Source organism: Cytophaga sp. FL35 (genome assembly GCF_014349235.1).
GTDB lineage: Bacteria > Bacteroidota > Bacteroidia > Flavobacteriales > Flavobacteriaceae > Euzebyella.
The window spans coordinates 69,757-90,100 of sequence record NZ_JACSOH010000017.1; the positions used below are offsets into that span (position 1 = coordinate 69,757).

A 20,344-nucleotide genomic window follows, 5' to 3' on the forward strand; every position below is an offset into this window, starting at 1 on the left:
ACATGGCCAAAGTCCTGATCGAATCAATTCAATCAAGAATCAATTGGAAGTATTAGCGCTGGACAATTCTGAGCTTAATGAGAACCTTAAGCTAGAAATAAACGTGAACAATGTTAATTTATCTAATTTCTTAATTGCCGTTTCACGTGTTCACAACCTAAATATTACGGTAGCCCCCTCCGTTGGCAACATTAATATTATCAATAATTTTTCAGATGTAACTGTAGCTGATTTATTAGTTTATTTATGTAAGGAATATGACTTAACAATCGACTTTACCGGAAATATCCTTTCCATTAAAAAATATTCGCCCCCCATTGAAATACCAAAGGAGAAAGAGATTTTGATTTCCTATTCCCCTTCAACAAAACTGATTTCATTAGATCTTGAAAATGACGCTTTAGATAAGGTCTTTAGGAAAATTATCGAGACTAGTGGCAGTAATTTGCTTTACTCCAATAGTATCGGTCAAAAATCCCTGAATCTATATGTTAAAGATGTTCCTTTTACCAATGCTATGCATATGTTAGCTGAAATGAATGGCCTTCATTTAACCCAATCGAAAGAGGGATTTTATTTATTTGACGTTTTAGCAGGGACAAATCAAAAAAACACAAAATCTAGGAGACATTTTGGAAAGAACCATGAATATATAGTGTTAGATACCGTCAATAAATTACTAACCGTTGATTTCAAAGACAAAAATATCGCCACTATTATCCAGGAAATAAGTCTAGACCTTAATCTCGATGTTTATATGGCGACGCCTCTCGAAGAAGCCGGTAGTGTTACTTTTAACGCAAAGGAAATAACTTTTGACGACTTATTGCTCCATATTTTTGAAAGTAAAGAAGCTCAAGGTTTTGTTGATATCTCCAATTCAAATAATGCTCGACCTCCCAATCGTCCCCAAGATCCTACAACCGCATCGTCGCCTACTTCTTTCTCCTTCAAAAAAGAGGGTAACATTTACTTTTTTGGAACCTCCGAACAGCTAAGTGTCAGAAACACCGAAATAGTTCAAATGATGCATCGTTCAGTTGAACTATTGGGAGACCCTTCGGTCCCTCAAGGTAGTAATAGGACCTCGGGCAGAACCTCTAATTCAAATATCAATTATTACGGTAATTCCAATTCTGGTCAAAACAGCTTCGGAAACACTAACAATTTAAGCAATAGAAGGTCTGTAAACACAACTGGAAATGGTTTTGAAAATTACAATAATACAGCAGAGGCTATTATAAATATCATTCCTAATGAAATTAAGTCCAATCTAGACATTAGGGTAGATTATGAGTTGAACAGTTTTTTTGTTAGTGGACCATCTGCCAATATTAATAGGTTCAAATCATTTATTAATGAGATAGATAAACCTGTACCCGTGGTTCTAATTGAAGTCATGATAATTGAAGTTAAAAAATCAGCAACGGTGGAAACAGGCATAAGCTGGGGGATTGGAGATGAACCCACAACCACACAGGGTAAACTTTTTCCAGAAAGCGATATCAATTTAGGCGCAAATACTGTAAATAAAATTATTGGAGGTTTTGACGGATTCGGATCCTTTAACGTCGGACAAATTGTACCAGAGTTCTTTGCGAACATTAAAGCAATGGAAGAAAATGGAAACCTTAAAATTAGATCCACTCCAAAACTATCAACCTTGAATGGACATAGAGCAAATTTGAGTATAGGCGAAACAACATATTATGTGGTCACCAATCAAAACTACTTTGGTTCTCAAATTCCAACCACCTCAGAAATTAGAAATTATGAACCTATCGATGCTGAGCTGGCCATTAGCATAAAACCGTTAGTCTCGGGAAATGGTCAAGTCACCTTGGATATCAATGTGATTCAATCAGATTTTAGCGGAGATCGTATAGAAGAAGACGCCCCTCCCGGCCTAACTTCAAGAGAGTTTAGTTCTATTATACGTATGCAAAATCAAGATTTGGCAATATTAGGTGGGCTTGAAGAAAAATTGAAAAACGATACCGGCAATGGCGTTCCCGTGCTGGCGAGAATACCAGTAATAAAGTGGCTTTTTAGTAAACGTAAAAGGGAGGACACCAAACAAAAACTTACCATTCTAATAAAACCTACTGTCATTTATTAATGCTCAAAAATCGGATTTCAAATATCGTAAATAGCAAAATATTTTCAAGCGTAGAGATTTGCTCTAAGAATGGAGAAACCGTCTACCATGTTTTAATTGCAAAAAAGTCAAAAGACGAACTTGTAGTCGAATCATTCGAGAGCAGTGATTCATTACAGAAAGTAGTAAAAATCATAGGGAAAAACATTCCAGTAATCATCTCTATCAACACTGATAATGTACTATCAAAAACTGTAGATGCCAAACTTACTTCAAGTAATGAAGCCGTAATTGACCATACCTTTCCAAGTATTAATGTGTCTAGTTTTTATTTTGAAATCGTAACTCTTAAACCACATAGGCTAGTTTCAATCGTCAAGCGAAATTATGCCGATAAATATTTGAATGAGTTTAAACGGCATCAGTTAAATATAATATCAATTCACATAGGCTATAGTTCTATAAATAAAATAACAAATCATTTCCATAATGTAGAACTGGTGGGAAGTAACTATGGTTTTTTTGTCGACGAGAATCACAACAGTTCGAAATTTGAATATACTGAAAAACAAAGAGAGTATCAGTTTGGAGGAGTCAGTCTAACCAATAATTCCCTTCTAACTTTTTCGAGTATCCTCGCTTACCTAAGCCCGAATCAAAACTCAACTAATTTTGATTCCTTAAAAAAGGAGTTTCGTACTAATTTTTATAATAGAAGTCTCTATCAAAAAGGAATAAAAATTTCGCTGGTATTCTTTTTGATTATTCTGCTACTAAATTTTTTCATTTACGAAGATTATCGGGAAAAAATAACCGAATTAGACTTGACATCCCAACTCAATTCAAACCAATTAAACAAGCTTAAGAAGCTTGAAACTGAAGTTCTTAAAAAGAAAGACCGAGTTGAAATATTGACAGCAACTTCCAACTCAAAGTCTACTTTTTATTTGGATTTATTGGCTAAATCAGTACCTACTGAAATATTATTGTCACAGTTAGAATTTCAACCTCTACTCAAGCCTTTGAGGCAAAGTAAAGAAATCGAATTAGACAAGGATATCATTATAATAATTGGAACTACACCAAATGGCAACCACTTGTCAAAATGGGTGGCAGAATTAGAACAATTGTTATTTATTAAGAATGTTGAAACGGTTTCTTATGAATACCTTTCAAAAGCAAGCTCAAAATTCACCCTTAAACTTGTGCTACATGAAGCTTGATATCCGAAATAAAATTTTAGTTCTAGTTACCTTCTTATTTTTAATTGTAAGCTATCAATTTGCAATTAAGAAAACCATCTCTTTGAGACAGGTTTATCACTCAAAAAAATCCGAACTTAATCTAGTGAAGGATATTCCACGACAACTCTCAATTTTGAACCATAAAAAAAAACATTATGATTCTTTACTTCAGAAGATGAATTTGAATGATACATCTCTACAAAACAGTCTATTGAAAATTACAAATACTGAAGCCTTAAGTAATAATACAAATGTGCTCTACTTTAACGAACCACATAGCTATTCCAATGCACATGGTTCTTTTTTAACTTATAATTTCCAACTGGAAGGTAAATACAATAATCTTCTCCGAACTATTTATCCTATTGAGAACAATGGTAATTTTGGTAAAATAGTCCATATTAATCTGGAAAAAAAGAAAGACTATAAAACCAATAAAAATCGTCTTCAGGGCACTATATTCTTTCAACAGGTAAAATAATAATTAGAAATCTGGAAATTGTATTCAATAGTAATTTGATTGAGTTGGCAAATTACCATTATCATCTTCGATTATTTATACTCACATAAAGAGTTGATTGGTAAAACTTTACCACAATTATCAGATTTTTCTTACCTTATTGTCATGTTTACTTACTAAAGTAACTGGTTTTCAGAATGAAGCGTGCAACCCCCGAAGATAAGGCCACTGTAATCAATATTCTTTCCGAGTCATTCGAACAGAATAAAACTGTTCTCTCTGTTGTCAATCATCGTATTGAGTTAATACCAAAACTCATGGCTTATAGTTTTGATAAAGCTATGATTTTAGGTGAAGTTTGGTTAAACGATGATTCAACAGCAGTTTTAATTGCGCTATGCCCCATAAAAGCAAAACTCTCTGTAAATAGCTTGCTTTTGGATATAAGATTGCTGCTATCAGTTATCGGTATTTCGAGAGTTTTAGAAGTTTTAAATAGGGAGAACGAAATAAAAAGAAGGCAGCCAAGAACTGAATTCATCCACTTATGGTATATCGGTGAAAAGAAAGCGCACCAAGGTTTAGGACTAGGAAGTCAATTGCTTAATAATTTCCTCAAACTTGAAAAAATAAAAAACTTACCAATCTATCTGGAGACATCAACTTTGGAGAATTATACATTACCCAATATTTTATAGTTTGTTGGTTGTGTCTTTTTTCTCCTTGAATCTGACTTCCTTGTTTTCTTCCAAATATTTCTTTTCTATAATCAGCGGTTTGTTTTTTGGTTCTTCAACCTCGAACAAGGATTGCAGCATTGCGACCGTGGGCTTGGTCTGGGTCTTTTCCACATCGCGCATTATTGCGATAACGGCATTGATTCGCTTTAACAATTTGGCCTCCATGGTGCGTCCCGTTCGTCCCAAATTTTCCTTTGGGGAAATCTCGTTGTAATGAAAAAAATCGAGTATGCCCTCCATCGCTTCGGTATGTGTTTTGAAGTGGGTGCGTGAGAACGCCTGGAAACGCTTTGCGGTTTCCTTTTTGAACCTGATTCCGATAAATGAGTCCATAATTCGCCGATTTGTCGCAAAATCTTCCCTGAAAATGGGCGTTTGGAGGCCATTTGTCGCAAATCGGTGAAATTCAACGCAATTTAACAACTTACAATTATCTGAATATCAATGAATTGAATTAAAAATGGAATACGTAACATCGCTTTGCGTGTTACCCTCTTGCTATTCCATTTCGTCCCGCTCGCGGGACAAAATTCCATACAATCCGCTTCCTATCCAAATTGCCATTTCAGGGAAAATAATTTTCCGATATGTTATTTTTCGATGTACGGGAATATCGGCGAAAGTCGAAAATTGGATAGTCCCATTTGAATTTTCGTGCTGAATTTCAATCATTTAAAGATAAGAAATTTTTGATCATCACAACTTGAAAAACTAAAATACACCCCAAAGTTTCAGGGTGTATTTTTTTTAGCGTAGTTCATAAACCAAACTTTAGTACTCGCCCGGCAACATCAAGGTATCGTTCACAAAGAACATTCGTAAATCATCCAACGGAAAATCTGTGATATGGTATTGTTGCCTTATCAAGATAGTATTATTGCCGTCCCCATAGGTGATCTCTGCCTCGTAACCCCGGTATGTTTGCTCTTCCTTTTGAAACCTCTTGAAATCAATGGTCACGAATTCACTACGATCCTTCAGGCTTTTTGCCATGATCGAGGTGTCCGTGACCAACCAATAACAGTTGGCCGCTTCGGTCAGATATTTTATTCCATCCGTAAATCTAGTCTTACATAATGGAAATGTGTAAAACCGCTCCGTCCCCTTAAAATGAGCTAGATGCTCTCTAATATCATTTATTTTTGCTTTCATGTTCAGTCTATTTAGTAGAACAAGGGCGGACGATAACCCGCCCTTTTCCTTTTTAATGGTTAGTTTGATTTCCGATCAATAGTATTTCATCGGCAACAACTTCGGTAACGTAACGTTGGTTGCCATCTTCCGGGGTATAGGTCCTGGTCTTGAGTTTTCCGGTCAGTCCTACCTCCTTTCCTTTGGTAATGTACTTTTCAACGACCTCGGCCGTCTTTCCCCAGGCCACTACGGTATGCCAATTGGTATCCGTTCGCCTTTCTCCCTCATTGTTCTTATAAGGTTCATTGGTAGCCATGGAAAAGCGTGCAACTTTTTTTCCGTTTTCCAGCTGGGTAATGGTCGGTTCCTGACCGACGTAACCGATCAACTGTACGTAATTTCTAATGGTGCTCATATTTAAATTGTTTTATTGCCTACCTGTAGCAGGCATGGTTAATAATTTCCCTTTCTTGTGCCCATCGAATTTTAAGGGGCGTTTGTTTGGTTTCCTTTGTGCACCGCACCATGGATAAAGTGGGTTCTGTCAAGACTTTTCGGAAAAAATCGGGAGTGTCTGCTCATGATGGAAGCCTTAGTAACAAGAAAAGCAGAAACCCTATTTTTTAAGAAAACCCGCCTTGGTCTTGACAGGTTCCACAAGGGCACTAGCGATTCCCCTAAAGCAGAGGGTGAGACTTGCGTACGGTAAGTTAAGCTGGGCGAACCTCGGGTTTTAGGTTGGAATCGGTTCTGCCCTGCCCGTTTTTCGATGTCCCGAAAAACGAAAAAGGCTTTATCCATTATAGGCCCCTTAAAATGTGAAGGCCGGAGCTTTGTTTTTAGGGATTCGGCAGCAAGGACGGGAAAGGTCCTTGCCCGAAATCACGTGAAAAAAGCAAAGTGAAGGCTTTCCGTTGTGCAAGCGGACTCCATTCGCTTTTTCGGCCATAAATGAAGTGTTCCTGACCAGTCCCGATAGCTATCGGGGCGGGAAGGGTTAGCGGAATGTTGGGCTAAAAACGGGGGTGGTGTCCAAGACTTTTGTCGAAGCTCTTTTCACTGAATTAGGTTGAAGTGAAATGGGCTGAGCCATATTAAATACTATCGATCAAAAAAATAAGATTATAAATAATGTAGAGCCTATTATTTCCAGCTGAAATCAATCAAACTAGTAATCACTTTACCTAAATCTACTTTACAGCGGTTATTCTAAATCCCTCGCTGTCCTTTTGAAGCTTGCTCCTCAAATTTCCCATATCATTGCTGATTTTCTGTTCCAAGACCCTGGCGTAGACCTGTGTGGTCGATATCTTTGTATGTCCGAGCATTTTTGATACCGTTTCGATAGGGACTCCATTGGACAGGGTAACCGTGGTGGCAAACGTGTGTCTAGCGGAGTGGAACGTCAGATGCTTATAAATATAAAGAGAAGCAGCAATCTCCTTTATGTAAACATTTATCTTTTGATTGGAATACACCGGAAGTAGTTTTCCATTATTCAAATCCGAATAGGTTTTGTATTTGTCCAGAATCAAAAGTGCCTTGTCCAATAAGGGTATTTTAACGGGTTGTTCGTTTTTTTGACGTTGCGTAAATATCCAATAATCGCCGTCAATACCTCGCAAAACATTATTTACGCTCAACTGCCTCACATCCGTATAGGATAGACCCGTATAACAGGCAAACACAAAAATATCCCTGACGATCTCATAACCCTTGTCGTCCAATACCGCATCCTCAAAAATTTTTAGTTCTTCGACGGACAGGAACTCTTTTTTATATCTATTGAATTTCAGCTTATAACGGGCAAATGGATTCTTTTCCAACCATTCCAGATCCATAGCGAAATTCATCAGTTTTCGAAGTCGCTCCAAATGTTTCATTACACCATTATTGTTCAGAGGATTTGAATTCTGTAATGAAGGGCCCTTACCTAAATACTGTTCAAAATCAATGATGAAGCTGTATCTAAGATGCTTTAAAAAAATATCGTTCGTCTTCTTCTTTTGGACCAGGAATCTCTTGATATAGTTTTCCGTAGTATAGTAATTCTTCAAGGTGCCTGGCTTAAGTACGCCCTTCATATTTTGATTATGATAGGTAACCAAGTCTAAAAGAGTCTTATGCCTCTCGTCCTGCCCGACGAACCTAGCTTTTATTGATTTTGCAGTAACAAGCTCAAAATCAGATGATAATTGTTTATGGCATAGTAACAGTTTGGCGTACACCTGGTCCAAATAGGCGTTCAATTCCTTGCCTTCAGGTGTCCTGGAGGTGGTTTTCTTTGATTTGGTATCCCAATAGGTAACCGATGTTTGTCTTTGCAGACTGATTTCCGCACGTCTTCCATCAATGGTGACGCGTGCATAAATAGGTGCCAAATCTCCCTTTTTTTTGGCCAGATTTAACCAAAAGTGAATACTGAAAGTTCTTGAATTGCCCATAGACTATCGCTTTAGGTGAATACTCGATTTGTTTCCGAAAGTCAAATCGAAGCGAAAGTCAAACGCTAATGAGTTACCAATGTAGTGAAAAAATTCGGCCTAAAATAGGTAACCGAATAGGTAACTTTTGTTTTGATATTAAAGCCAATCAAATAAAATCAAAAAAAATGTAATTCTTTGAAAATCATTTGATTGACTATTCAATGGGTTCTATTAAAACCCATTTTGTCGGGGTGGCAGGCTCATCCCAACAAACATAAATAGTTGATTTTCAATTTTTTACACCGTTAACTAAGACCAGTTAACCGAACCCTGAACCGTGTTCAAATCGGCACATCCAGAGGCAAAACTTATGGGAGTTTTACACCCCAAATCTAGGTATTTTTTTGATAAGCTACGATTTGTGGCTCAATGTATCTTATTGATATAAAATCAATTCCATTTTACCATGAAAAAGCTTGTCATATTTCTTTCAATGATTTCCTAAATGACTAATCAATCATGTGACAGCACAGATGAAGAAATCGACCTTCAGGATAACAACCTTTTTGAACTCCAGTACATCAATGCAGGAATGTCGGGAAAAATTATCGAGAAGAAGGATTTGGAGTTTAACGAGTTCATTGAGCTTTCCTCTGGCAATCACTTTGTCAAAAGAAGGGTATACCCGGATAGTACCAGTATTGCCAAAGGCAATTATATTTTGATCCAATCAGAAGACTCGAAGTATTATGAATTTGAGTATGAAGAAAACAGTTATCTTATTCAAAGCTGTGGAAGCTCGCTTAAAGAGCATATTTCCATTGTAAACAACAAGGAAATATTCAATGGAAGTTATCTCCTTTGTGATGGACCAGGTTATGCATATAAATTAGTCAAAGGATAGCGTGTCCGCATGGTAGCAAAGTATGCTCTCTGATTAATATACTTTTCTACAATGGTTTGATTTCCTTTTAGTAGGACATTTGAACTAATCCCCAGGTTTGTGTCTATGAGGTTTTAAACCAGGGTGTTTAGGTTTATTTGGAGGTGTAACCCTTCTTCTTCTATCAGGTGTACCATCTGGTTTTCTTGGTTTTGGTCCAGGTTTAATTGCTTCCACTTTCATGTTTTAGAATATTTATTTAGTCCTGTTGATAATCTTTTTAATCCAATTAATAATTCTTCTATAGATTGATTGATTTCGTTGCCTTTCTTCTAAACTCTCGTAATAATCTTTCCTTTTTCTTTCTTCAGCCTTTCGCCCCTCTTGTATTTCCTCTTCACTCCACTGATATGACCATTCAATTTTACCATTTGTAATCCAATAATGGGATTTACATGGCAATTGCCAATTACCTATTGAAGGATATAAAGTAGGTCCCTTTACATCATCTTTAAATGACCACTCTGTTGGTTCCAATGGAGTCATTATTTTATTCCCGCAACCACAAGGACATAAATGGCCCGCAATTCCATATTCTTCAGATACATATAGTACGCCCTGCTCTAATTCTCTCGGTAAAAATTGAGTTTTCAGTAATTTAATTGCCTCCATTTTCACTGACCAAGTTTGTTCCATCAATATTATATAGAGAATGTAAATATGGGTTGTCGTCACAATAGAACCCTCTTAATTGTTTATACCTAATAATCGCAAAACATGCGTTCAAAGCATTTAATTCGGAAATTTGAATATTACTCTTGTAAACATCATCTGGAATATTGGAAAAAGGAGCTAAGTTTTTATCTATCAAATCTCGGGCATTCTCTTCCGAATAGTATGTTGTTCGTAGAGTACCACTTATTAACCCCGTATCCTTATCTAATCCCATTCCAACATCTATAAATGGAATTTTCAATCGAACTAACAAATCAAAAATTTCTTTACGGGATTCTCCATCATCAATCGCAATGAAGGCAAATGAAATTCCATTTAATTCCTCCACTGAATCACTTGTGACATAAGCCGGAATAAAATTTATATTTGTTCTAAAATTATCATATCTATTCTGATAAACTTCGGCTTTCTTTTTCCCAAGTTCTATTTCTTTTAATTCTCCAGGGGAACGAAATGCATTGTGTACATGGTACCAATCTCCATCAAAAGCCCTTATTTCTCTGACAGGGGTCTTTGCCAAAAAATCAAGTAAATAAGCACCGGTTCCACCAAGTCCAATTATAGCGATCCTATCATCCTCTAATTTGGCACTAGCTCACCAATTTCTGACCTGCTAGAAAGGGTATCTCTAAACTTAAAAACTGATTGGCAATCTTCTTCAACGAAACGAAATGTTAATGGATTTGCATCAAACTTATCAATTGCTGGACCAGATATTATTGTTACATAGCTTTCAATCTTTTCAAACCAATCTAAAAATTTACCACTAGGAGGTTTATTTGAAAAGGATCGTTGAACTAATAAATCTTCAGAAATTAAATGGACTTTCGTAGCTCCTCCGCCTAGATTCCTAATTGGGTTTCCATTCAATTCATGGGGATGGCTACCACAAAAATAAATTTGATGATCTTTCATTTGGGCCTTGTTTTGGCTCACAAAGTCAATTACCGAGACAATGGCACCTATTTGTAGTGTTCCTTTGTCATCAAGGTAGGGAATATCCCTTACCACTAAATGGTTACTGTCAAGGGATACGGCGTATCCCTTGTCCAATAACTTTTTAATATCAGCATTCTTTTCAATTACATCCGATATCATGCCCTTGTCTTAAGATTGACCAGTATGCTTCACCTTGAATGTCATTCCATCTTTGACTTTTACCGACCCGCCAGGAGATAAAATGCCTTTAGGTTTATTCCCATGACCCCTTTCATATGTCACCGAATAAGTCCTCTCCGGATGCTGCGGAAAATCGGGGAATGCAAGGGTTACGACTTCATCATAGGTGATTTCGCCCTTTTCTTCCTGGTGGGGCATACCATTGACAATAATGGTTACTTTTTTTTCTTTTTCCTCTTTTGATAAGTTTGAGACCATAACTCTAATTTTTATTATTAACGGTACAAATAAAAGAGGATATGGCGCAACCCACTTGCGCCATCTATTTTTTTATGTCGAACCGTAATTTTTACTGGCCTTGAGGAAATTTGAACGGAATATGTCTTGTATTTCACTTGGGGAGATGACTAGGGCATCACTACAATAGCTATAGATTTTTGAAAAGAATTCATAAGACGGTTTGACCCTGACTTTCAATAGGAGCTCTTTCTTCGTTTCCTTTACGATTTCTTGGGTCGGGTGGATAGGAAGTGTTTTGATATAATGAGCTTGTTCGGCATTAAAACGAACGATCACCTCAATGGGTTCGGCCTCGGATACCGTGACCCCAAAAGAGTATTTAAAATACTCGGAACTATTAAATTTTACTTCTTCGAACGCTTCTTCGGTGACAGTTACACTTTTGATCCTATCCAAAGCGAAGGTGATATAGCTGTTATACTTTATATTTATGGCTATTAAGTACCACATCAATTTATCTTCTTTCAGAATTAACGGTTTCACTTTATGCATTTTGGGCTTATTCCCAAACCTTCCGTATTCAACTTCGATGATTTTTTTGGCTGAAATGGCCTTTAACAGATCTATTATAAATTCTATTCCTGCGATAGGGGGATGTATTTCTGGTTCAAGTAAGTTTTTTAATCGAAACAGTTCTTTTCTTTCATGGGATATGTTCGAGCTGTCGATTACTTTTTTCATCGCCTGTGATATATCTTTAAAAATAGGGTAATCCCTATATTGATTGATTGTTTTCACATAAAATAATAGTGCGTCAATTTCACCATCCTTCAATTCTAGTGTAGCAAAAATCTCTTTCGGAATTCCTGTACTAAACCATTTTTTTACTTTTTCGTCCTTTTCAATCCCAAGACTTCTTCCAAAAATTGTATGATCATCTCTCAAATCTTCGAGGTCTTTTTGAATGGTTCTATAAGCAACCTCAATTCCACTATTTAAACAGGCCTCATGAATATATTTAGAAGAAAAACTACCCTCTCGGCTTAAAATTTTTAGAATAATTCTGTATCTCTTCAGTGCTTTCTGATTATCCGGCATTATTTGATGATTTCTCTAAAATGTTCATAAAGCATTACCATGGCTAAAGTATCCAATTCGCAATACTTTAATAGAGCAGATGTTATTTCATCAACTTCGGCCTTGGTCATATCAGTATATTGCAGTTTCCCATAGGCTGTCAAAGCTGCACCGCCATCGTTGATTTCCTCTATCTCTGAGATTGATTTTTCAATTTCTTCTTCAGTCCAATTATCGAATACAGGTGGTAACCCTTTGTAGGGGTTGATTATTTTTTCTTGGTTCTTCCGCAACCAAATAAATTCATCAGGAAAATTTTTGGAGGTTAATGAAATTTGCCGAATAGGTTTTGAATACTTTTCCTGTAAAAAGTCACTATTGTTCAGGGCTGCTGGTAATAAATCTTTTAAAGAATTTGAACCTTTTGTTAATGGGTTGAAATAGAAGTTTTTTGCCACAACCCAAAGATCTACCATATCCCTATCTCCGCTCCATTTTTTAGCACTATTTCCAGTGGAATGCGAAATACTCTCAATAAATTCTATCAAAGGAATTTTGTCTTTTTCATCTGACTCCAATAATTGGGAATGGATAGCATTTAAAATGGTGTTTTCGTGATTATGGAACCTAAAAACGGTTCCATAATCGTTTTCTAGTGCTTTTTTTAATTCCCGTATAAAATCAAAATTTGGAAAGTATGCTGCTTGATTACAAATGAATTCGGTGGCATGCTCAATTTTCCCATCTTCATAATATTTATGATGAGAAAATTGGAAAGCAATCTGTTCATAGGGTTTCCTTCCTTTGGAAAAAGGTAAAGCTGCTGTACATGTCTCAAAGTCTATGAAATGTAATGGAAATATCCATTTATCCACTTCCTCTTTAAGTCCGTGTTTGTCTACATAAATAGTTGAATCATCACTAATTGCTTTTTCAATTTGGATCCAAGCCCTTTCACTATCGGATAATTTTCCTACCCCTTCCTTTAACCCTATCGATTCCTGACTTAATATTTCCCCAAAAATCAATTCGCTTTGAAATAATTTGATGGATTTGGTCCAGTGGATACCCCGAATATCGAATAAATTAAGTTTGTCAAAGTCGCTTTCCTTCCAATTATGTTGTTTTACAAAACATTCCTTAAAACCCGACAATAGGCCACTGTCTTCATCTGCCTTAAACTCACACTTGTTACAAGCCATGTATGAAGTTGGGAAATTCCTATATTCATCCCTAAGATATGCTTGTCTATAATCTTCAATACTATCATCAAAACTCAAAGCATCATTATAGGTATATTTCCCGCTCTCAATCCCTGAGACAATATCCGTAACCTCAAGCTTATCAAGAATAGGTGATCCTAACTCATCCTTCGATTTTACCAGAACTTTTACACCAGTTCTATTGTCCGTTAGTTTTGTAAGTCTGAAAAATTGGTTTAGACCATCAATTGATGCTTTCTTGGACTTATCTGCCATCATAATGTAACTTTTAATTTCCCATTCTGGGAAACACAGTTGCATTACATGTTTTTGAAAGGCTACATCAAATAGATAAGGTTTCCAATCACTAATCAATCCACCTGTTTTTCCAATGAAAATATTTTCATTTTCCGGATTAAAAGACTTGGATTTGACTTCCACCAATTGTATGGAATTTCCTCTCTTGACTAAAATATCTGTTCTAATGAAAAGACCATCATGAAGAAATGCGGCTTCATATATTGTTACATTTTCCTTTTTAAGCAATTCTTTTGTATGCTCCCAATGTTTCTTATAATCCCAATCTTCACCCTCCAAAAGGTGGCCGCTTGGGTAATAAAGTCTTGCAAGTTCTTCAACTTGAAATCCTCCCTTTGCAAGGGCCTCTAAAAAAGGATTATCATCTTTCTGATTGGCATATTCTTTTTTACCTACATAAAATAATTTATTGGGACACTCTAGCCCTAACTTAAATTTAGATTTTGTCAATACTCTCATTGAGATGTATATCTTAAAATTATGACTGAAATTTTTAGGGGAATTTCAAGATACAAAAAATTAACAACCAGTTAATTACAGAAATCTGTAATACGGCTAAAATTTATAATTCTTTAAACAACAAAACTTTCCGATTATCATTATCTTCTTTATTATTCTTTCTTCAGATTCGCAATGACCTTCTATATATGGTGGGGAAGAACAAGAAGGCCTTTTACAGGAAGCACTTGACATAGTATACCACCCTCGCAGGATAAAATTGACCACTATCCAAACTAACACAAAAATCTTACTTTCAAATGACTAAAGCCAAATATTGGATAGTTCAAATTTTCCTTTCTTGGTGGTCTCAACCATCTTAACCACCCATTCATAAAACATAATTCTATTTTAAACAATAAGAAAATACTTAATGGAAGTTATCTCCTTTTTGATGGACCAGGTTTTGGATACAGATTAGTAAACTAATGCATGCTAACCTAATACAATTTTTAAACACATTTTTTTTGTGCTAACATAAGCTTAAAAATAGGGATGAATTTTGGTTTTCAAAAAATTAGAAAGGTAGACACCAAAGAAAGTAAACTCCTGCCATTCTTCCCCTTAGGAAAACTTAGGCGTCTTTTGTTTTTTATGTAACTTTTCAATCTAAATAAATCAAAAGGACTGATATTTCCGTTAGCCCAAAGAGGAACAACTTAAAGAATTAAATGAATTTAGATACTCAAAGTTTACAACCAATCATCAATTTCATCTGGACAGTTGCAGATGATGTATTGATTAACAAATACCTTGAAAACCAGTATCAGGACGTGATATTGCCAATGACGGTGTTGAGAAGGTTGGACTTGGCACTTGAGCCGACAAAAGAAAAAGTGCTAAAAACCCACAATGAGTTTAAAGGGAAAATTGACAACCTATCAGGTTTATTGACTAGTAAAGAACATGGTTCAGGATTGGCGTTTTACAATACTTCGCCTTACACCATGAAAAAGTTGTTGGCTGACCCGAAAAATATTGATGCCAACTTTTTAGACTATCTCAATGGCTTTTCTGAAAACGTTCAAGACATCATTTCAAAGTTCAAATTCAGAAACCAACTGGAAACCTTTGAAAATACCGGAATCACTTTTTCACTTATTGAAAAGTTCTGTAGTCCGAAAGTGGAATTACGACCTGAAAAGATTTCGCCTATGGCAATGGGCTACATGTTTGAAGACTTAATCAGGCGATTCAACGAAAAGACCAATGCAGCAGCAGGGCGACACTTTACCCCAAGAGAAATCATTGAGCTAATGACGCATTTGGTTTATCTACCTGTGAAAGATAAAATCCAGCAAGGAACTTACTTAGTTTATGACCCTTGTGCGGGTTCGGGAGCTATGCTGACACAATCTAAACGCTTTGCGACCAACCCCGATGGAGAGATAAAATCGAAAGCAACCTTTCACTTATACGGACAAGAGAACACAGGAGAAATGTATGCGACTTGCAAATCGGACATGTTGCTGAAAAATGAGGATCCTGATAAAATCAAATTTGGTTCTACGCTCAGTGAATATGGTTTCGAGCCTGATTTGAAATTCAATTTCATGTTAACCAACCCGCCCTATGGAACTAATTGGAATGAAGATTTACAGAAGTTAAGTGTTGGTGCAGACAGCAGGTCGTCCTTCATGGACACAAGATTCAATTTGCCTTTAAGAACGTATGCGGGCGAGGTGGTAAGGACCATGGTGAAATCTAATATTGGTGATGGTCAGCTAATGTTCTTGGTTCACATGTTATCAAAAATGAAATCACCATCTGACGGAGGTAGCAGGATTGCATCCGTTCATAATGGCTCCGCACTTTTTACTGGAGATGCAGGAAGTGGAGAAAGCAATATTCGCCAGTACTTAATTGAGAATGACCTTCTTGAATGTGTCATTCGATTGCCTTCAGACATGTTCTACAACACTGGACTAACTACCTATGTTTTGATAATTAGTAATGTCAAAGAGAAAAAAAGAAGAAACAAAATACAGTTAATAGACTCTTCTAGTGATCATTTTTATAAAAGGATGCGAAAAAGTTTGGGTGATAAAAAAGTTGAATTGTTGCCTGAACATATCTCTTTAATTCAAGACATATACTTCTCATATGAGAATGGAGAAAATTGCAAGATTGTCGACAATACGGAGTTTGGATATCACCAAATTGTTGTTCAACGACCATTACTCGATCATAACAAAAATCCCATTGTTTCGAAGAGTGGTAAGATAAAACCAGACCCTTACTTAAAACGAAAAGAAAAAGTGCCATTAGCAGTAGAGTTGGACAACTATTTCGAAAATCATGTAATACCCTATGAGAATGATGCATGGTATGAAAAGAACAAAATCAAGATCGGCTATGAGATCATGTTCAATAAATTCTTTTACAAGTTCGCGCAACCAAGGGACCTTTCAGAGATATCAAAAAATTTCGCAACACTGGCCAAAGAAACTACAAACGTTGGAAATGTTGTATTAAGCGAATTAACCCCAACACAATCACCTGTCGAAAGTAATATTGAGTGGGTCGGTTCTATACCTAAAGGATGGCCAACAATGCAGTTAAAATATTTACTTAATGAGCGAAATGAAAGGAGTACTGATGGAAATGAAGAACTACTGTCTTTAAGTAAATACCATGGGGTTATACCAAAATCTGAACTTGAAGCTCGTTCAGGCGGTGCTAAATCATTAATTGGCTATAAGAAAGTGTACAAAGGTGATTTAGTCTTTAATAAAATGCAGGCAATTAATGGACTAATTGCTAAATCAAATCTCGATGGTATTTGCAGTCCAGATTATGCAGTTTATTATCCAAAATCGGACAAAATATTGGTAGAATATTTAGCCCATATCTTGGTACATACTAATTGCAAAGCAGAATTTAAAAGAGTCTCCAAGGGAGTTATGGAAGGGTATATTAGAGTTTACACGGACGCTCTTTTTGATCTATATATCCCATTACCTTCTAAAGATGAACAAGAAAAAATATTAAGCTTAATAAGAGAGAAAAATGAAGTAATTGACTTTACAGTTTCGAAGATAAAACGGGAAATAGAACTTCTTAATGAATTTAAAAATACTCTTATTGAGAATATTGTTTTGGGGAAAGTGGAACATACATCTTAATCACTGAATGAGATTTTCTAGAAGTTAATTTATGGGAACGGATACCACGGAAAAAGGCTTGGAAAGTCATATCACCAATTATTTGGTAGATACCAATAGATACATCCAAAGAGAAAGCACTGATTACAATAATGTCTCTTGCTTGGATGAAGACTTGTTATTTCAATTTTTAGAAACTACCCAGCTCAAAGCAGTTGAGAAGCTCAAGAGGTATCACAAAGACTTGTATCGCCAAAAAATCATTAAGCGTCTTAATGACCGCATTCAAGCCAAAGGAGTAATCGAGGTATTGCGAAAAGGGATCGTTGATGGCTTTACAGACACCAAACTCAAGCTATTTTATGACAAACCTGTTTCAGCTTACAATGCCAGTGCAAGTGCCTTGTACCAAGCCAACATCTTTTCGGTCATTCGTCAGGTCTACTACTCTAACAAAAACAAGAATTCCTTGGATATGGTCGTTTTCATTAACGGCTTGCCAGTTATCACTTTTGAGTTAAAAAATGAATTAACCAAACAGAATGTAAAACACGCCATCAACCAGTACAAAAAGGACAGAGACCCCAATGAAAAACTTTTTCGATTGGGTTGTTTGGTTGTAAACTTTGCTGTGGACACTGAAGAAGTTTGGATGTGTACCCAACTTAAAGGTGAGCAATCGTATTTCTTACCATTCAACAAGGGAAATAACAATGGAGCAGGAAATCCACCAAATGGAGGGATTAAATCGGATTACCTCTGGAAAGAAATTTTAACCAAAGACAGCCTAACGGATATCATTCAAAACTTCTCTCAGCTCGTAACAGAAGAAAAAGAATACACGGACGACAAAGGGAAAAAACGAACTAGAAAAGAGAAGAAACTCATCTTTCCTCGTTATCACCAACTTTCGGCAGTAAGGCAACTATTGACTGATGCTCAGGAAAAAGGTTCGGGACAGAAATATTTAATTCAACATTCCGCAGGATCAGGAAAGTCCAATTCAATCGCTTGGCTTTCGCATCAATTAATTGGGCTGCATGACAAGTCAGGAAGTAACAACATTTTCGATACAGTAATTGTCGTTACAGACCGTAGAGTATTGGATGCACAAATCCGTGAGAACATCAAGCAATTCCAACAAGTTGGAGGTGTAGTTGAAGCCATAACCGAAGGAAGTAAGCAGCTAAAAACTGCTTTGGAAGATGGAAAGAAAATCATCATTACCACCATTCAGAAGTTTCCGCACATTGTAGAAGAAATTGGAGAATTGCCAGGAAATAATTTTGGAATTGTCATAGATGAAGCCCACAGCAGTCTGAGTGGACAAATGGCAAGGAAGCTCAACGAATCTTTATCCAAACTAAATGATGAGGACGAATTGAAATCCGACTTGGCAGATTATGACGAAAATGAAAGCAGCGAAGTAACAGGCGAAGATTTAATCAGGGCTTTGGTGAAGTCAAGAAAACTCTTGCCAAATGCCAGCTACTTTGCTTTTACAGCTACTCCCAAAAACAAGACTTTAGAACTGTTTGGAGTTCCTTACAAAGAAGGCGAGAAAACAAAATTCAGAGCTTTCCATCTCTACTCTATGAAGCAAGCCATTGAAGAAGGCTTCATCAAAGATGTTTTACAGAATTACACAACATATCAAAGTTTTTACGCCTTACTCAAGAAGATTGAGGATGACCCAGAATACGACAAGAAAAAAGCACAAAAGAAACTCAAGGCTTATGTAGAAAATCACGAACACGCCATCAAGAAAAAGTCAAAATTGATGGTTGACCATTTCATGGAAAATGTGATGCAGAAAAAGCGAATGGGTGGCAAAGCAAAAGCCATGATGGTAACAAGTAGCCGAAAAAATGCAGTCCAATACAAAAAGGCATTTGACGCTTTTTTGAAATCCATAAACAGCCCGTATAAAGCGGTTGTCGCTTTTTCAGGTGAAATTGACGGAGAAACAGAAGCAAGTTTGAATGGTTTTTCGAGTCGCTCAATTGCATCGGAGTTTGAAAAGAATGAATACCGTTTTTTGTTGGTTGCCAATAAATACCAAACTGGTTTTGACCAACCTTTACTTCACACCATGTATGTAGATAAAAAGCTAGGTGGAGTAAACGCAGTTCAAACCCTATCAAGGCTTAACAGAAGTCATCCATTGAAGAAAGACACTTTTGTACTTGACTTTGCCAACACAGCAGAAGATATGGAGAATGCTTTCAAACCATATTTTGAAAGCACAATTCTTGGAGAAGCAACAGATCCGAACAAGCTTTTTGATTTACAAGATGCTTTGGATAATTATCAAGTTTATTCTCGTGAACAAGTTGAAGACTTCTCCAACAAGATATTGGCAAATGTGCCTGTTGACCAATTACACGCTTCACTGGACGAATCGGTTGCTATTTTCAGAGACGACTTGGAAGAAGAGCAACAAGCTGATTTCAGGGCAAAAGTCAAAACATACGTTCGTCTCTACATTTTCCTTTCTCAAATTGTTCCGTTTGAGAATCCTTATTTAGAGCGTCTTTACATCTTCCTGAATCACCTGCAAAACAAGCTTGGTGGTGATAATTCAGTGGATTTGGCTAAAGGTGTTTTGGGAAATATTGACATGGACAGTTACCGTCTGCAATTAGAATCTACAACCAATGTGGTTTTGGAGCAAGGTGAAGACTTAAAGCCAATTCCAACCGAAATGAGAGGCGGAGTAGTCGAACCCGAAATTGACCGCCTTTCAAACATTCTACAAACTTTCAATGAACGCTACGGCACTGAATTTGAAGATGCAGACAAAGTCCGTCAAATGGCAGAAAACATAGCCACAGATGTTGCAAAGAATAAAGAGTTGATAAGTTCTATTCAACATTCAGACGAGCAGAACGCAAGAATCACAAGTGACAAAATTGTTGGAGAAGAGTTGCTCAAGCACATTTCTACAAACTTCGACCTTTACAAACTGTATTCTGATAACAAAGAATTTAAAGAAGATTTCTCGGCAATGATGTTTGGTGTAGTGAAAGAGTTAATCAATAGAGGAATTAATTCAAAGAAGTAAAG

17 protein-coding genes are annotated in these 20,344 nt (G+C 36.4%); 7 read left to right on the forward strand and 10 right to left on the reverse strand.

The window, feature by feature from the left end; translation table 11 throughout:
- Nucleotides 1-43: 43 nt before the first annotated feature.
- The 4 genes from BIZ36_RS14215 (at nt 44) to BIZ36_RS14230 (ending at nt 4,500) form a co-directional block, all read left to right on the forward strand.
- Nucleotides 44-2,119 (forward strand): type II secretion system protein GspD, encoded by a 2,076-nt coding sequence (locus tag BIZ36_RS14215; RefSeq protein WP_222937399.1) that lies wholly within the window; start codon nt 44-46, stop codon nt 2,117-2,119.
- Nucleotides 2,119-3,321 carry a PilN family protein gene (locus BIZ36_RS14220; protein ID WP_187458553.1) on the forward strand — a complete coding sequence of 401 codons (1,203 nt, stop codon included), beginning with the start codon at nt 2,119-2,121 and terminating at the stop codon, nt 3,319-3,321. Before BIZ36_RS14215 ends, BIZ36_RS14220 begins: the two co-directional genes overlap by 1 nt.
- 232 nt (nt 3,322-3,553) lie before the next feature.
- Complete coding sequence (locus BIZ36_RS14225) at nt 3,554-3,823, forward strand: hypothetical protein (RefSeq protein WP_187458554.1); 270 nt, start codon at nt 3,554-3,556, stop codon at nt 3,821-3,823.
- Between the two features lie 176 nt (nt 3,824-3,999).
- Nucleotides 4,000-4,500, forward strand: a complete 501-nt coding sequence (locus BIZ36_RS14230; protein ID WP_187458555.1) for an N-acetyltransferase — start codon at nt 4,000-4,002, stop codon at nt 4,498-4,500.
- Here the strand turns inward: BIZ36_RS14230 and BIZ36_RS14235 are convergent.
- The 4 genes from BIZ36_RS14235 to BIZ36_RS14250 form a co-directional block, all read right to left on the reverse strand.
- On the reverse strand, nt 4,495-4,875 hold the full coding sequence (locus BIZ36_RS14235) for a BfmA/BtgA family mobilization protein (RefSeq protein ID WP_187458556.1): 381 nt from the start codon (nt 4,873-4,875) through the stop codon (nt 4,495-4,497). The genes BIZ36_RS14230 and BIZ36_RS14235 overlap by 6 nt on opposite strands.
- Before the next feature lie 438 nt (nt 4,876-5,313).
- Nucleotides 5,314-5,694 carry a DUF6876 family protein gene (locus BIZ36_RS14240; protein ID WP_187458557.1) on the reverse strand — a complete coding sequence of 127 codons (381 nt, stop codon included), beginning with the start codon at nt 5,692-5,694 and terminating at the stop codon, nt 5,314-5,316.
- A 52-nt stretch (nt 5,695-5,746) separates the two neighbouring features.
- On the reverse strand, nt 5,747-6,091 hold the full coding sequence (locus tag BIZ36_RS14245) for a single-stranded DNA-binding protein (protein WP_187458558.1): 345 nt from the start codon (nt 6,089-6,091) through the stop codon (nt 5,747-5,749).
- A 775-nt stretch (nt 6,092-6,866) separates the two neighbouring features.
- Nucleotides 6,867-8,120 (reverse strand): site-specific integrase, encoded by a 1,254-nt coding sequence (locus BIZ36_RS14250; RefSeq protein ID WP_187458559.1) that lies wholly within the window; start codon nt 8,118-8,120, stop codon nt 6,867-6,869.
- 487 nt (nt 8,121-8,607) lie between these two features.
- Between BIZ36_RS14250 and BIZ36_RS14255 the strand changes: the two genes are divergently transcribed.
- A complete protein-coding gene (locus BIZ36_RS14255) occupies nt 8,608-9,006 on the forward strand; it encodes a hypothetical protein (RefSeq protein WP_187458560.1) in 399 nt (132 codons plus the stop codon).
- A 234-nt stretch (nt 9,007-9,240) separates the two neighbouring features.
- On the opposite strand, the gene BIZ36_RS14260 is transcribed toward BIZ36_RS14255, so the two are convergent.
- The 6 genes from BIZ36_RS14260 to BIZ36_RS14280 form a co-directional block, all read right to left on the reverse strand.
- Nucleotides 9,241-9,657 (reverse strand): ubiquitination-like system serine protease family protein, encoded by a 417-nt coding sequence (locus BIZ36_RS14260; protein WP_187458561.1) that lies wholly within the window; start codon nt 9,655-9,657, stop codon nt 9,241-9,243.
- On the reverse strand, nt 9,644-10,288 hold the full coding sequence (locus tag BIZ36_RS20910; protein ID WP_353616850.1) for a ThiF family adenylyltransferase: 645 nt from the start codon (nt 10,286-10,288) through the stop codon (nt 9,644-9,646). Before BIZ36_RS20910 ends, BIZ36_RS14260 begins: the two co-directional genes overlap by 14 nt.
- 11 nt (nt 10,289-10,299) lie before the next feature.
- Nucleotides 10,300-10,818, reverse strand: a complete 519-nt coding sequence (locus tag BIZ36_RS20915; protein ID WP_222937400.1) for a DUF6791 domain-containing protein — start codon at nt 10,816-10,818, stop codon at nt 10,300-10,302.
- A gap of 9 nt (nt 10,819-10,827) precedes the next feature.
- Complete coding sequence (locus BIZ36_RS14270) at nt 10,828-11,097, reverse strand: multiubiquitin domain-containing protein (protein WP_187458562.1); 270 nt, start codon at nt 11,095-11,097, stop codon at nt 10,828-10,830.
- Nucleotides 11,098-11,169: 72 nt separating this feature from the next.
- Nucleotides 11,170-12,177: a helix-turn-helix transcriptional regulator gene (locus tag BIZ36_RS14275; protein ID WP_187458563.1), complete on the reverse strand. Its 1,008-nt coding sequence runs from the start codon at nt 12,175-12,177 to the stop codon at nt 11,170-11,172.
- Nucleotides 12,177-14,135: a DUF2779 domain-containing protein gene (locus tag BIZ36_RS14280; protein WP_187458564.1), complete on the reverse strand. Its 1,959-nt coding sequence runs from the start codon at nt 14,133-14,135 to the stop codon at nt 12,177-12,179. Before BIZ36_RS14280 ends, BIZ36_RS14275 begins: the two co-directional genes overlap by 1 nt.
- A 710-nt stretch (nt 14,136-14,845) precedes the next feature.
- On the opposite strand from BIZ36_RS14280, the gene BIZ36_RS14285 reads away from it, so the two are divergent.
- Together BIZ36_RS14285 and BIZ36_RS14290 are read left to right on the forward strand one after the other, a co-directional pair.
- Nucleotides 14,846-17,299 (forward strand): N-6 DNA methylase, encoded by a 2,454-nt coding sequence (locus BIZ36_RS14285; RefSeq protein WP_187458565.1) that lies wholly within the window; start codon nt 14,846-14,848, stop codon nt 17,297-17,299.
- Nucleotides 17,300-17,330: 31 nt separating this feature from the next.
- The gene (locus tag BIZ36_RS14290; RefSeq protein ID WP_187458566.1) at nt 17,331-20,342 is read left to right on the forward strand and encodes a type I restriction endonuclease subunit R; all 3,012 of its coding nucleotides are present in this window, start codon (nt 17,331-17,333) and stop codon (nt 20,340-20,342) included.
- Nucleotides 20,343-20,344: the final 2 nt, after the last annotated feature.

Coding starts and splice junctions, on each gene's coding strand:
- BIZ36_RS14285 (WP_187458565.1), top strand. CDS start 14,846: ATGAATTTAGATACTCAAAGTTTACAACCAATCATCAATTTCATCTGG.
- BIZ36_RS14255 (WP_187458560.1), top strand. CDS start 8,608: ATGACTAATCAATCATGTGACAGCACAGATGAAGAAATCGACCTTCAG.
- BIZ36_RS14245 (WP_187458558.1), bottom strand. CDS start 6,091: ATGAGCACCATTAGAAATTACGTACAGTTGATCGGTTACGTCGGTCAG.
- BIZ36_RS20915 (WP_222937400.1), bottom strand. CDS start 10,818: ATGATATCGGATGTAATTGAAAAGAATGCTGATATTAAAAAGTTATTG.
- BIZ36_RS14230 (WP_187458555.1), top strand. CDS start 4,000: ATGAAGCGTGCAACCCCCGAAGATAAGGCCACTGTAATCAATATTCTT.
- BIZ36_RS14235 (WP_187458556.1), bottom strand. CDS start 4,875: ATGGACTCATTTATCGGAATCAGGTTCAAAAAGGAAACCGCAAAGCGT.
- BIZ36_RS14220 (WP_187458553.1), top strand. CDS start 2,119: ATGCTCAAAAATCGGATTTCAAATATCGTAAATAGCAAAATATTTTCA.
- BIZ36_RS14290 (WP_187458566.1), top strand. CDS start 17,331: ATGGGAACGGATACCACGGAAAAAGGCTTGGAAAGTCATATCACCAAT.
- BIZ36_RS14270 (WP_187458562.1), bottom strand. CDS start 11,097: ATGGTCTCAAACTTATCAAAAGAGGAAAAAGAAAAAAAAGTAACCATT.
- BIZ36_RS14250 (WP_187458559.1), bottom strand. CDS start 8,120: ATGGGCAATTCAAGAACTTTCAGTATTCACTTTTGGTTAAATCTGGCC.
- BIZ36_RS14260 (WP_187458561.1), bottom strand. CDS start 9,657: ATGGAGGCAATTAAATTACTGAAAACTCAATTTTTACCGAGAGAATTA.
- BIZ36_RS14275 (WP_187458563.1), bottom strand. CDS start 12,177: ATGCCGGATAATCAGAAAGCACTGAAGAGATACAGAATTATTCTAAAA.
- BIZ36_RS14240 (WP_187458557.1), bottom strand. CDS start 5,694: ATGAAAGCAAAAATAAATGATATTAGAGAGCATCTAGCTCATTTTAAG.
- BIZ36_RS14280 (WP_187458564.1), bottom strand. CDS start 14,135: ATGAGAGTATTGACAAAATCTAAATTTAAGTTAGGGCTAGAGTGTCCC.